General features: G+C 49.5%; 10 protein-coding genes. 7 read left to right on the top strand and 3 right to left on the bottom strand.

Annotated features, from left to right (window positions below):
• Window positions 1-9 precede the first annotated feature (9 nt).
• Complete coding sequence (gene tsf / locus AWQ21_RS08780) at window positions 10-666, bottom strand: translation elongation factor Ts (RefSeq protein ID WP_065714215.1); 657 nt, start codon at window positions 664-666, stop codon at window positions 10-12.
• A gap of 49 nt (window positions 667-715) precedes the next feature.
• Complete coding sequence (gene rpsB, locus AWQ21_RS08775) at window positions 716-1,486, bottom strand: 30S ribosomal protein S2 (protein ID WP_065714214.1); 771 nt, start codon at window positions 1,484-1,486, stop codon at window positions 716-718.
• 621 nt (window positions 1,487-2,107) lie between these two features.
• Between rpsB and psaA the strand changes: the two genes are divergently transcribed.
• From psaA to AWQ21_RS08750, 5 genes are all read left to right on the top strand, one after another.
• Window positions 2,108-4,327, top strand: a complete 2,220-nt coding sequence (gene psaA, locus AWQ21_RS08770) for a photosystem I core protein PsaA (RefSeq protein WP_065714213.1) — start codon at window positions 2,108-2,110, stop codon at window positions 4,325-4,327.
• A 174-nt stretch (window positions 4,328-4,501) separates the two neighbouring features.
• Window positions 4,502-6,703, top strand: a complete 2,202-nt coding sequence (gene psaB, locus AWQ21_RS08765; protein ID WP_012307572.1) for a photosystem I core protein PsaB — start codon at window positions 4,502-4,504, stop codon at window positions 6,701-6,703.
• Window positions 6,704-6,892: 189 nt separating this feature from the next.
• Entirely contained in the window at window positions 6,893-9,094 is a 2,202-nt protein-coding gene (locus AWQ21_RS08760) for an amino acid permease (protein WP_065714212.1), read from the top strand.
• Between the two features lie 148 nt (window positions 9,095-9,242).
• The gene (locus AWQ21_RS08755) at window positions 9,243-10,349 is read left to right on the top strand and encodes an AI-2E family transporter (protein WP_065714211.1); all 1,107 of its coding nucleotides are present in this window, start codon (window positions 9,243-9,245) and stop codon (window positions 10,347-10,349) included.
• 281 nt (window positions 10,350-10,630) lie between these two features.
• Entirely contained in the window at window positions 10,631-10,909 is a 279-nt protein-coding gene (locus AWQ21_RS08750) for an HU family DNA-binding protein (protein ID WP_012307575.1), read from the top strand.
• 95 nt (window positions 10,910-11,004) lie between these two features.
• Here the strand turns inward: AWQ21_RS08750 and AWQ21_RS08745 are convergent, their stop codons facing one another.
• A complete protein-coding gene (locus AWQ21_RS08745) occupies window positions 11,005-12,120 on the bottom strand; it encodes a DegT/DnrJ/EryC1/StrS aminotransferase family protein (RefSeq protein WP_065714210.1) in 1,116 nt (371 codons plus the stop codon).
• An 85-nt stretch (window positions 12,121-12,205) separates the two neighbouring features.
• On the opposite strand from AWQ21_RS08745, the gene AWQ21_RS08740 reads away from it, so the two are divergent.
• Entirely contained in the window at window positions 12,206-12,976 is a 771-nt protein-coding gene (locus tag AWQ21_RS08740) for an ABC transporter permease (protein ID WP_065714209.1), read from the top strand.
• A gap of 75 nt (window positions 12,977-13,051) precedes the next feature.
• Window positions 13,052-14,014, top strand: coding sequence for a quinolinate synthase NadA (nadA, locus tag AWQ21_RS08735; protein WP_065714208.1), 963 nt, complete (start codon window positions 13,052-13,054; stop codon window positions 14,012-14,014).
• Window positions 14,015-14,136: the final 122 nt, after the last annotated feature.

Here is a 14,136-nt window from a genome sequence, read left to right as displayed (position 1 = left end):
CCAAAGTTCTTACTTGCCCATTTGTGCGGCGACTTCTGCGGCGAAGTCCTCTTCTTTTTTCTCAATACCTTCGCCCAGGACGAAACGTTGGAAACGACGAATTTGAACATTTTCACCAATGGTGGCGATCGTCTGCTTCACAAGCTCTTCAACCGTCATATTCTGATCACGGATGTAGGGCTGATCCATCAAAGAAAGTTCTTTTAGGCGCTTAGCAATGCGGCCTTCAACAATTTTTTCCTTGATATTATCGGGTTTCCCGGCGAGGTCATCGCGACCCATTTCAATTTCGCGCTCTTTGTCGGCAATTTCAGTCGGAATGTCATCGACTTTCACATACTGAACATTAGGACAAGCGGCGATCTGCATGGCGATCCCTTTGGCCAGATCTTTGAAAATATCACCACGGGCAACGAAGTCGGTTTCGCAGTTTACTTCTACGAGAACACCAATGCCGCCACCAGTGTGAATGTAACTTTCAATCAGTCCTTCGGCTGCTACCCGACCTGCTTTTTTCTCAGCAGAGGTAATCCCTTTCTGACGGAGCCACTCAATCGCTTTAGTGATGTCCCCATTGGTTTCACCAAGCGCTTTTTTGCAATCCATCATTCCTGCGCCAGTTTTATCGCGCAGTTCCTTGACAAGCTTTGCAGAAATTTGTGCCATTTTGCTGTTCACCAAAAAATTATCAGGTCAATTCAAGAAGATATTACGCTTATTCAGACTCAGATGCATCGGTCTCATCGGCGTACTCATCGATTGCTTCATCGAAGTCTCCGTAGTCACCGTTGTCGTCAACGGGCTGACCGTGGCGACCGGCATAGATTGCATCGGCCAATTTACCCACAATCAACTTAATGGAACGAATAGCATCATCGTTCGCCGGAATTGGTAAATCAACGGTTTGGGGATCGCAGTTGGTATCTAAGAGAGAAACAATGGGAATCCCTAACTTTTGGCATTCTTGAATCGCATTGTGTTCCCGACGTTGGTCAATGATCACCACAATGTCAGGGATTTTGCGCATGTTCTTGATGCCGCCGAGGTATTTTTGTAGCTTGTCCAGTTCGCGACGAAGCATGGAGGCTTCTTTTTTCGGACGGCGGGCAAGGTTGCCGCTTTCTTCGAGGGCTTCTAATTCTTTGAGGCGCTCAACACGGGTTTTAATGGTTTCCCAGTTGGTGAGCATTCCCCCCAACCAACGCTGGTTGATGTAAAAAGCGCCACAGCGTTTTGCTTCTTGGGCGATGATACCAGCGGCTTGACGTTTGGTGCCGACAAAAAGGACATGCTTACCATTTTCGGAAGCTTCCTTCATATAGCTGTAGGCTTGTTCAACGAGCTGGGCCGTTTGAACGAGGTCAATAATATGGACACCGTTACGGGATGTGTAGATGTAAGGTGCCATTCTGGGGTTCCAGCGGCGGGTTTGGTGCCCAAAGTGGACACCAGATTCTAGTAGCTCAGCGAGAGATACAACGGGCATATTCTGTTTACTCCTTTTCGGGTTAAACCTTCATCTGGGGACATTTCATCTGTGCGAAACACCCGAAAGAATCCCAGATGTGCGAGTTTTAAACAACCTTATCAGGGTAGCATAGCTCCGCTTCTGGGGGGAGAGGTTTGTAGAGAACAGGTTCTAGAAGCATGACAAGGAATTGAACGTCGGGCGATCGCCAACAATCATTGTGTTGCTTAAATCTTCGTGTAGACATTGGGGAATTACGAAAACGAAGAGCTTTCCCTTGCCTCTTAGCTTTTAGTCCCTGGGGCGATCGCCGGAGAACTCCCCATAATGAAAGGTAACGTTACATTGCTTTTTGTTACAAAAAACCGTTTGGGTTTTCAGTTTTTCGGCGGAATTCAATTGATTTAAGCCATTGTGCCGTAATGATTCCAGGGAGTTTTAAATATTGTTAATGTCCCCAACATCCTTGGAAAGTAGGCCCTATCATTTACATCAATGCTTTTTGCCCAATGGGTTTTAAAGCAGTCCTAAATCACTGGAAACCTTGCAAGCTGGTGATTCGCTCACAGCTTATCTATTTGAATAAATCTATTTAGATAGAACCTTTATTACGTCGATTGTCTAGAGAGGAGAATCCTCATGGCAGTAAAGGTTGATAAGGATCCGGTACCAACTTCCTTTGAGAAGTGGGGCAAACCGGGTCACTTTGACCGAACTCTGGCACGGGGTCCAAAAACCACCACCTGGATTTGGAACCTCCATGCTGATGCACATGATTTCGATAGCCAAACAAGTGATCTCGAAGATATTTCGCGCAAAATCTTTAGCGCCCACTTCGGTCACCTTGCTGTAGTCTTTGTTTGGCTCAGCGGCATGTACTTCCATGGCGCAAAATTTTCTAACTATGAAGCTTGGTTAAATAACCCCACTGTTATTAAGCCAAGTGCACAAGTGGTTTGGCCTGTTGTGGGTCAAGGCATTCTGAACGGAGACGTCGGTGGCGGCTTCAGCGGTATTCAAATTACCTCTGGTCTGTTTTACCTCTGGCGTGCTGCTGGTTTTACCAACTCTTATCAGCTCTATGTGACTGCCATTGGCGGTCTTGTTATGGCAGCCCTGATGGTGTTTGCCGGTTGGTTCCATTACCACAAAGCAGCTCCGAAACTGGAATGGTTCCAGAATGCTGAAGCCATGATGAATCACCACCTATCTGTACTGTTGGGTTGCGGTTCCTTAGGCTGGACTGGCCACTTGATCCACGTTTCTTTGCCGGTAAACAAGCTCCTAGATTCTGGTGTGGCTGCAAAGGATATTCCTTTACCCCACGAGTTCTTTGATGCTTCGGTAATGGCAGAACTGTATCCGAGTTTTGCTCAGGGTCTGAAGCCTTTCTTTACTTTAGATTGGGCAGCATACTCTGATTTCTTGACCTTCAAGGGTGGCTTGAACCCCACTACTGGTAGCCTCTGGCTCACTGACGTGGCTCACCACCATTTGGCGATCGCTGTTCTCTTCATCATCGCGGGTCACATGTACCGGACTGGTTTCGGTATCGGCCACAGCATGAAAGAGATCCTTGAAGCCCACAAAGGTCCTTTCACTGGCGAAGGCCACAAAGGTCTTTACGAAATTCTAACCACCTCTTGGCACGCTCAATTGGCGGTTAACCTCGCGCTGCTTGGTTCTTTAACCATCGTCATCGCGCACCACATGTACTCCATGCCTCCCTATCCTTACATGGCAACAGATTACGGCACTCAGCTGTCTCTGTTCACTCACCACACTTGGATTGGCGGCTTCCTCATTGTTGGTGCTGGTGCCCACGGCGCAATTTTCATGGTTCGTGATTACGATCCCGCTAAGAACGTTAATAACCTCTTAGACCGCGTAATCCGCCACCGTGACGCGATCATTTCTCACCTCAACTGGGTTTGTATTTTCCTCGGCTTCCATAGCTTTGGTCTCTACATTCACAATGACACCATGCGTGCGTTGGGTCGTCCCCAAGATATGTTCTCTGATTCTGCGATTCAGTTGCAGCCTATCTTCGCGCAGTGGATTCAAAACATTCATACCCTTGCTCCCGGTGGTACCGCTCCCAATGCGATCGCCTCTGCGAGTCAAGTTTTCGGCGGTGATGTAGTGGCAATCGGTAACAAAGTTGCCCTGATGCCCATCACCCTCGGTACTGCTGACTTTATGGTTCACCATATCCATGCGTTTACCATCCACGTCACTGTACTTATTCTGCTGAAGGGTCTTCTCTATTCCCGCAGCTCCCGCCTCGTACCCGATAAGGGTCAACTGGGCTTCCGCTTCCCCTGTGACGGTCCTGGTCGTGGTGGTACTTGCCAAGTTTCTGGTTGGGACCATGTCTTCCTCGGACTGTTCTGGATGTACAACTCCCTCTCCATCGTGATTTTCCACTTTAGCTGGAAGATGCAATCCGATGTTTGGGGCACCATCCTCCCAGACGGTAGCGTATCCCACGTCACTGGTGGTAACTTTGCCCAAAGTGCAATTACCATTAACGGCTGGCTCCGTGACTTCCTCTGGGCACAGTCTTCTCAGGTGATCAACTCCTACGGTTCTGCACTGTCGGCTTACGGCATTATGTTCCTAGCGGGTCACTTTGTGTTTGCCTTCAGTCTCATGTTCCTCTTCAGTGGACGTGGCTATTGGCAAGAACTCATCGAGTCCATCGTTTGGGCACACAATAAGCTCAAGTTGGCTCCTGCAATTCAACCCCGTGCTTTGAGCATCATTCAAGGTCGTGCGGTTGGTGTTGCTCACTATCTCCTCGGCGGGATCGTGACAACCTGGGCCTTCTTCCTAGCGAGAAGCTTGTCCATCGGTTAACTCTGAAATGGTTTACCGATCGCCAATTTCAGGGGGAGTTGTAAGAGTTATATTTCACTCGATTCACCTTCCCTCCCAATTGGCTCCTAGTATCTTTCCCTGCGGGAAAATACAGAGGTTACATTTGAAGACCTCACCCTCATTTGTTTAACGAGGAGAACCTCAAGCATAGTTATGGCAACTAAATTTCCAAAATTTAGCCAAGACCTTGCTCAAGATCCCACTACACGTCGGATTTGGTACGGAATCGCTACAGCACATGATTTCGAGACCCACGATGGGATGACTGAGGAGAATCTTTACCAAAAGATCTTTGCTTCCCACTTCGGTCACCTCGCAATCATCTTCCTGTGGACTTCCGGCACTCTCTTCCACGTTGCTTGGCAAGGCAATTTCGAGCAGTGGATCAAAGATCCCCTGAATGTTCGTCCCATCGCCCATGCGATTTGGGATCCCCACTTTGGTCAAGGGGCAATTGATGCCTTTACCCAAGCGGGCGCTTCTAACCCTGTAAACATTGCATACTCTGGTGTTTACCACTGGTTCTATACCATTGGGATGACCACCAATGCTGACCTTTACCAAGGCGCAGTATTCCTTCTGATCCTCTCTTCTCTGTTTTTGTTCGCAGGCTGGCTGCACTTGCAACCCAAGTTCCGCCCTAGTCTTGCGTGGTTCAAGGATGCTGAATCTCGTCTCAACCACCATCTAGCTGGTTTGTTTGGTGTCAGTTCTTTGGCTTGGACAGGTCACCTAGTACACGTTGCAATTCCTGAGTCTCGTGGTGTTCATGTCGGCTGGGATAACTTCCTTTCTGTGAAGCCTCACCCCGCTGGTTTGATGCCTTTCTTCACCGGGAATTGGGGTGTGTATGCTCAGAATCCTGATACTGCGGGTCATGTGTTTGGCACATCCCAAGGTGCGGGTACTGCAATCCTGACCTTCCTTGGTGGTTTCCACCCCCAAACTGAGTCTCTCTGGTTGACTGATATTGCCCACCACCACTTGGCGATCGCCGTGCTGTTTATCATTGCGGGTCACATGTATCGCACCAAGTTCGGGATTGGTCACAGCATCAAAGAGATCCTCAATGCCCACCAGCCCCCCAGCGGTAAGCTTGGTGCAGGCCACAAAGGTCTTTACGATACTGTCAACAACTCCCTCCACTTCCAGTTGGGTCTGGCGCTTGCTTCCTTAGGTGTGATCACCTCTTTGGTGGCACAGCACATGTACTCTCTGCCTTCCTACGCATTTATCGCCAAGGATTACACTACCCAGGCAGCGCTTTACACCCACCACCAGTACATCGCTGGTTTCCTGATGGTTGGTGCGTTTGCCCACGGCGCGATCTTCTTCGTCCGTGACTACGATCCTGAAGCGAACAAAGACAACGTTCTTTATCGCATGCTGGAGCATAAGGAAGCTCTGATCTCCCACCTCAGCTGGGTGTCTCTCTTCCTCGGTTTCCATACCCTCGGACTCTATGTCCACAACGATGTGGTTGTTGCCTTCGGTACGCCTGAAAAGCAAATCCTCATCGAACCTGTGTTTGCTCAGTTTGTCCAAGCGGCTTCTGGTAAAGCACTCTACGGCTTTGATGTTCTTCTTTCCAACGCCGATAGCATCGCTTCCAATGCAAGTGCGGCTTATCTTCCTGGCTGGTTAGACGCCATCAACAGCGGTTCTAACTCTCTCTTCCTCAACATTGGTCCTGGTGACTTCCTCGTTCACCATGCGATCGCCCTCGGTCTCCACACCACCACCCTCATCCTTGTGAAAGGTGCGTTGGATGCCCGTGGTTCCAAGCTGATGCCCGATAAGAAAGACTTCGGCTACAGCTTCCCCTGTGATGGCCCCGGTCGTGGCGGTACTTGTGATATCTCCGCTTGGGATGCCTTCTACCTCGCAATGTTCTGGATGCTGAACACCCTGGGCTGGTTGACCTTCTACTGGCACTGGAAGCACCTCGGCATTTGGCAGGGTAATGTTGCTCAGTTCAACGAAAACTCTACTTACCTGATGGGCTGGTTCCGTGATTACCTCTGGGCGAACTCCGCACAGTTGATCAACGGTTACAACCCCTACGGTGTCAACAATCTCTCCGTCTGGGCTTGGATGTTCCTCTTCGGGCACCTTGTTTGGGCAACTGGTTTCATGTTCCTCATCTCTTGGCGTGGTTACTGGCAAGAGCTGATCGAAACCATCGTTTGGGCGCACGAGCGCACTCCCCTGGCGAACATCGTTCGTTGGAAGGACAAGCCCGTTGCTCTCTCCATCGTTCAGGCTCGTTTGGTTGGTCTCGCTCACTTCACGGTGGGTTACGTCCTCACCTATGCGGCCTTCCTGATTGCTTCGACGTCAGGTAAGTTTGGTTAATTAATTTCTTCTGAAAATTAACCTACTAAACTTCCAACCCCTTGTCTTTTAGGCAGGGGTTTTTTGCGATGGGAAAACCTAGGACAATACGCCAAATATCCGATAAAAGGCAGAAATAAACTATTGCTGCACAAAAGCAGGAAAAAATAACGCTATGCTGTACACAAACTTGGCAAGCTTAGAATTTTTATGGCGAGTGAGAAAAAATCCGGGTTAGGAATGTTTGGGGGGGTCTATACCCCTTCTATTTTGACCATCCTTGGGGTGATCATGTACCTCCGGTTTGGTTGGGTTGTGGGGAATGCAGGATTGCTAGGCTCCCTCGCCATCGTCACCCTCGCTAATGCAATTACTTTTTTAACGGCCCTTTCGATCTGTGCGATCGCCACGGATAAGGTAGTCCGTGTGGGGGGCGCATACTATATGATTAGTCGCTCTTTGGGCCTAGAAACCGGCGGGGCGGTAGGGATCCCGCTGTATTTTGCCCAGGCTTTTTCGGTGGCCCTCTATACCATTGGTTTTGCGGAGAGTGTTGTCCAGGTTTTTGGTGGATTAAATCAGCTTTATGTGGCTTTGATTGTGACGATTTTGGTGGGAATTTTAGCGCTCACTTCCGCCAGCATTGCGATTAAGGCCCAGTACTTTATCATGGCGGCGATCGCCCTTTCTCTTGTTTCTTTGGTTCTGGGTCGCCCGCTGCCTGAAGCAGGAGATATTGCCCTGTGGGGTTCTAGCGCTGAAATGACAGTGCCCTTTTGGACAGTCTTTGCGGTATTTTTTCCGGCGGTCACGGGGATCATGTCTGGCGTGAATATGTCCGGTGATCTCAAGGATCCCATTAAAGCAATTCCCATCGGTACCCTAGCTGCCGTGGGCACTGGTTATGTTATCTACATGCTCATTCCGTTGCTGTTGGCCCAACGGGGAGATACAGCCAGCCTCATTGAAGACCCTCTCGTGATGCAGCGCTTGTCTGTTTGGGGGCCAGCAATTTTATTGGGCGTCTGGGGGGCGACCCTCAGTAGCGCGATTGGGAGTATTCTCGGTGCGCCTAGGGTTTTACAGGCCCTCGCCCGGGATGGCGTATTACCGCCTTGGTTAGGTTTTTTGGGATCTGGTAGTGGGTCGGAAGATGAGCCGCGTATTGGCACCATTGCCACCTTGGGGGTAGCGATCGCCGCTGTTTGCATTGGGGATCTCAACATCATTGCCCCAGTGTTGACAATGTTTTTCTTAACCACCTATCTCGTCCTCAATATTTCTGCCGGCATTGAAACTCTCCTCCAAAGTCCTTCCTTTCGACCAACCTTTAGGGTGCACTGGGCTCTATCTCTGTTGGGGGCTATGGGCTGCCTGGGGGTGATGTTTTTAATTAATGCGATCGCCACGGTTGTTGCCGCCTTGATCGTGATCCTCATTTACTTTTGGATACAGCGGCGGGAACTCCAAGTCACCTGGGGAGACGTTCGACGTGGCCTGTGGATGGCTCTCATTAGTAAGGCGATTTATCAAGTGGCAGGAGCCGAAGATAGCAAAAACTGGCGGCCTCATCTCCTGGTACTTTCTGGAGCCCCCCGGAAACGTTGGTCTTTAATCGAATTAGCAGACGGCTTGAGTCACAATCGAGCCCTAATGACGGTGGCGACGGTGTTGCCTGAGGGTTCTCGAGACGCTGGCCAACAGACAAAAATGGAAACCACAATCCGTGATTATTTGGCCAAACGGGGTGTGAAAGCCTTGGTGCGCCTCAGTACCGCCGATGATCCCTTTATTGGCGCCTTAAATTTAATTGAAACCTATGGTCTGGGAGATTTAACCCCCAATACGGTTTTGCTGGGAAGTACAGAATCTCCCGAACGATTTGCCGCCTACTGTCATCTTTTGCAACAGGTTCATATTGCTAGGCGTAACATTATTATTTTCCATGAAAATCCAGAACGGGCCTTTGGTCGCAAAAAACGGATTGACATCTGGTGGGGTGGGGTTCAAAGTAATGGCGGCTTAATGTTGATGTTGGCCTATTTGCTCCGCACTGACATCCAATGGCGCAGTGCCCAGATTTACCTCAAGCTGGTGGTACAAGACGCGACAGCCGCCCAGGCCGCCCGTTTAAACCTAGAGTCCCTGATTAGTAGTGCCCGCATTAAAGCAGAACCAATGGTCATTATTGCTGGCGATCGCTCCTTTGAAGAGATTCTGTACCAATCCTCCGCGAGTGCAGACCTCGTCTTCCTCGGCATGGCCCGCCCCCACGAGCCTGCTGATTTTCAGGACTATTACAAGAGTCTTTCCCAACGGGCTCAAAACCTACCAAGTACCGTGTTTGTCCTAGCTGCTCCTGATTTTGCCTTTGCAGAAGTGGTGGGTGCGCCCCGAAAAGTGAGCACTTAAATCCCCTAAAAAGTCGAGCCTACCCTATATAGGGGGGTATTGACCGCGTATTAACAAGGTATTCTCGAAAGAAAAATCGCTTTTGGGTGACATTGAAGTAACTTTGCCCTGACAATGGGAACAATTCTGACCAATAGCAAAATTCAGTATGTCTGAGCGGAAAATTACAGTCTCTTTTTCAACGCTACTGCTGATTGTCGGGGCAGTGCTATTGCTATTTTTACTCTGGCAATTGCGTAGTTTACTTGTGGTGCTCATGATTGCCGTCGTGATTGCAGCGACCCTTGCGCCTGTCATTGCAATTGCTGAATCTTTCCGAGTGCCCCGCTGGTTAGCGGTGATCGGTGTGTATCTCGGCTTGATCTCAATTTTTACCGGGGTGGGCTTACTCATTGGCCCTACAGTTGTTGATCAAATTCAAAAATTGATCCGTAAGCTACCCCTCTATTTAGAAATCGTCGGGGTTTTGGTTCAATCTTGGGCCGTCCGCTTAGGCATGACAGAGCCGCAAGTTTTAGAACAGTTGAACCGTCTTTTTGATTTGCAAGCACTGACGTCTTGGGCTTTCCGTTCTTCCCAAGAGCTACTGATTCGTTCCTACGGCATTACCCGGGGTGTCATTGGCGGCATTTTGAGTTTGATCCTGGCATTTATGCTCTCCGGTTATATGCTCTCTGGTTCTGACAAATTAATTAGAGGTTTTGTGAGTCTTTTTCCGGCCCCTTGGGATGAGCAACTCCTCGAACAGGTACAGCCCATGAGCGAGCGGATGGGGAGTTATATTCAAGGGCGGATCGTCGTTTCTGGGATTCTCGGCATTGTCATCACCATTGGCCTGAGGCTCCTGGGGATTTCAGAATTAGCTCTCGGTTTGGGGGTGATCGCGGCGGTGACAAATTTGATTCCGTTTTTTGGGCCGGTGTTGGGCGCTGTGCCGGCTTTGATTGTGGCGATCGCCCAGGGGGGATGGACATTTTTATCCGTCTTCCTTCTTTTTACCCTGATCCAAAACCTCGAAACTTATGTATTAGATCCGCTCTTAGTCGGTTCTTCAGTCAAAGTAAACCCGCTTTATCAATTGTTGGCGGTTTTGGGCGGTGCCCAGGTGCTGGGAATTTTAGGCGCGGTGATTGTGCCACCCTGGGTTGCGGGAGCCGCTGTCCTGCTCGATAACCTTTATCTCAAAACGAAGCCTTTACCAGTGTCCCTCTCCTCTACGGCGACTCCCCCCCTGCCCGACATCCACAAATCTTAGAAAAATCAAGTCTAAGCAGCGATTATTTCGACGTTCTCTGACAAATTTGTTCTCTCTTGTTCTGTTTTTAAAGTTTTGAAACGGAAAAATTGTTGAAATCTATGTAAATTAATGCTTTCAGCGATCCATATTGAGCAAAGAACGCTTAGAATAATGCAGGAAAACCTTGCAACAAGATAAGTTTGACCCGCAACAGTGCAAAATATCTCTTCTGGGATTCTTGTTTTGCCTGGTTTTTTTACCTATACTTCTCACAATATCTAAAATTCAGGAGATTTTTAATGAATAAAGGCGAATTAGTCGATTTAGTCGCTGAGAAAGCTGGTATCAGCAAAAAGCAGGCAGATTCAGTGATTAGTGCCACCGTAGAGGCAATCATGGAAACCGTTGCCAATGGTGATAAAGTAACCCTCGTCGGTTTTGGCTCCTTTGAACCCCGCCACCGCAAAGCGAGAGAAGGCCGCAATCCGAAGACCAACGAAAAAATGCAAATTCCAGCAACCACAGTGCCCGCGTTTTCTGCTGGTAAACAGTTTAAGGAAATGGTTGCCCCCAAATAGAAGGCAACTTTGGTCGGACAAACTAAAAATGTGTATGGAGGCTTAGATGGTCACAATGTTGACTTTCTGGGCTTTTTTATTGGCTGATCAGATTCTTAAACCGCCAATAGACCCTTGAGGGTTGTGGCGACTTGTTCTTGTTCTGGGAGGCTGAGGTCGGGGAACATGGGCAAAGACAGCACCTGGTGGGAACATTGCTCGGCAATGGGGAATTGTCCGGATTGGTAGCCTAGGCTTGCAAACACGGGCTGGAGGTGTAGGGGTTTGGGGTAATACACCATGGCAATAATGCCTTCTGCCTGGAGCTGACTGCGCAGGGTATCGCGATCGCCTGCTTGAACGAGGATGGTGTATTGATTCCAGACGTGGGTGCCGCCAGGGGTTGCTTGGGGGAGTTGAATCCCCTTGATATCAGCGAGTAACTCGTGGTAGCGGTGGGCGATCGCCTGACGTTGTTGGTTCCACTGGTCGAGGTGACGTAATTTAATCGCAAGGATCGTGGCCTGCACCGCGTCTAAACGACTATTCACCCCCAGCACTTCATGTTGATAACGGACTTTGGAGCCGTGTTCCCGGAGCATTTTGATCTGCCCATGGAGGGCGGGATTATTGGTCGTCACGGCACCACCGTCGCCACAACCACCTAAATTTTTTGTCGGAAAAAAGCTAAAACAGCCAGCATCTCCCCATGCCCCTACCGGGCGATCGCCCCATTTTGCCCCCGTGGCTTGGGCACAATCTTCAACGATAAACAGATTATGTTTTTGGGCAATTTCCCCAAGACGAGTCATGTTTACAGGTTGTCCAAACAAATGGACGGGAATCACAGCTTTAGTCCTGGGAGTAATGGCAGCCTCTAGTTGGTCGAGATCGAGATTAAAAGTTGCGGCAGTAATATCAACAAAGATAGGGGTTGCGCCACACATGGCAATGGCTTCGGCAGTAGCAATGAAAGTAAAAGTGGAGGTAATTACTTCATCACCGTCGCCAACCCCAAGGGCTTTGAGGGCAAGATAAAGGGCATCGGTGCCAGAGTTACAGCCGATGGTAAAGTCAACCTGGTGATAAGCGGCAAAATGTTTTTCGAATTCGGTAACTGCTGTCCCCCCAATGTAGCGACCAGAACTGAGCACTTCCAGCACGGCGGCATTGGTTTCATTGGCAATGGTTGCGTACTGGCGCCCTAGATCAACGGGAGGAATTTGGCTCATGGGTAGCGGTGATTTTTTGGGTAAGAATTCGCGTAAAAGCGTAAATATAAATGTTATAGGTTATGGGAGTGAAAAATAAAAGCGCATGGGTGAATTTATTGCGTTAGATCCGGGGGATTTGGGCTGGGCCCTGGGACTGATTGCCTTGGCGATCGCCCTAGCCCGGTGGCAGAAATTAGGACTAGAGGGGCAACTCCTACTCGCAACAGGACGGACAATTTTGCAATTGCTGGTAGTGGGCTATGCCCTAGAAATGGTCTTTGCCCTGGCGCACCCGTTGGCGGTATTAGGCATTGTCTTAGTAATGTTGACCATTGCGGCGATCGCAGCAAAAAATCGCATTCATGGGCGGGCCCCCTTCCCCCTCATTTGGGGCTCTATTTTTATCAGTGTGATGCTCCCGTTGGCCTATACCTTACTGGTGATTGTCCAACCCGATCGCTGGTACGACCCCCAATATTTAATTCCCTTGGCAGGGATGGTGCTGGGCAATGCGATGAATAGTGCTTCTTTGGCAGGGGAACGTTTAAGTAGCCGGATCAAAACCAGTCGCTTCGAAATTGAAACCCAACTGTGCCTCGGTGCAACCCCAAAACAGGCGATCGCCAGCTACCGTACCGAAGCGATCCGCGCCAGCCTAATCCCGACGATCAATTCTATGATGGTAGTAGGTTTAGTTAGTTTGCCGGGGATGTTTACGGGGCAAGTTTTATCGGGCATTGATCCGCTCAATGCTGCTTCCTATCAAATTCTGATTCTCTTTTTGATTGTGACCATTAACCTCATTTGTACTTCCCTGGTAACCGAGGGTCTTTATCGACAATTTTTTAACCCCGCTGCCCAGCTCACCCTCTAAGTTTTGCTCCTCGCCAATCCTTGCTAGACTGAATTTCCACATTTGTTGCGATCCATCTCTCACGGAAAAACGACCATGTTTGCTGCCGCCGCCCGTCCGACAACGCCTGCCATTCCCCAAGACCTCTTTGGGGTGATCGCCGATCTCAAACAAGACCTCAACGCCATCATCCTCGCCCACTACTACCAAGAAAACGACATCCAAGACATTGCCGACTACATCGGTGATTCCTTAGGTTTAGCCCGCCAAGCCGCCGAAACCGATGCTGAAGTGATTGTTTTCGCTGGGGTGCATTTCATGGCAGAAACCGCCAAAATCCTCAACCCCAATAAACTCGTCCTCCTGCCCGACCTTGATGCCGGCTGCTCCCTCGCCGACAGTTGCTCCCCCGCCGAATTCGCTGCATTTAAAGCCAAGCACCCAGACCATATCGTCATTTCCTATATCAACTGCACCGCCGAAATCAAGGCGATGAGCGATATCATCTGCACCAGCTCCAACGCCGTCAAAATTGTCAACCAAATTCCCGCCGACCAACCGATCATCTTTGCCCCCGATAAAAACCTAGGGCGATACGTCAGCGAACAAACCGGACGGGATCTCCTCCTCTGGCAGGGCAGTTGCATTGTCCACGAAACTTTTTCTGAAAAACGCATCATCGAACTCAAACTCGAACACCCCGATGCGGAGGTGCTCGCTCACCCTGAGTGCGAAACCCCCGTGTTAAACCACGCTGACTTTATCGGTTCCACGACGGCCCTATTAAAGCGCTCCCAAGATAGTGCCAGCCAAACTTTCATTGTCGCTACCGAACCGGGGATTATTCACCAAATGGAAAAGGCAAGCCCCGGCAAAACCTTTATTCCTGCCCCGTCTACCAGTAACTGTGCCTGCAATGAATGTCCCCACATGCGCCTCAACACCCTGGAAAAGCTCTATCTGGCGATGAAACATAAAACTCCAGAAATCACCCTCAGCCCGGACATTGCGACGGCGGCCTTGAAACCGATTCAGAGGATGTTAGAAATGAGTGTCTAGGAAAATGTCGTTAGTCACTGAAAAATAGGCAGTAGCAAATTGACAAAAATCCTTTAGAGTAAATGACATCCCCCACACAGGAAGTAAAACATTTGTAAATCTGTGTAAGTCAAGCAAAAAGA

The sequence above is a fragment of the Picosynechococcus sp. PCC 7003 genome, assembly GCF_001693255.1.
Taxonomy (GTDB): domain Bacteria; phylum Cyanobacteriota; class Cyanobacteriia; order Cyanobacteriales; family MRBY01; genus MRBY01.
This window is presented reverse-complemented; position numbering and strand designations above follow the sequence as displayed.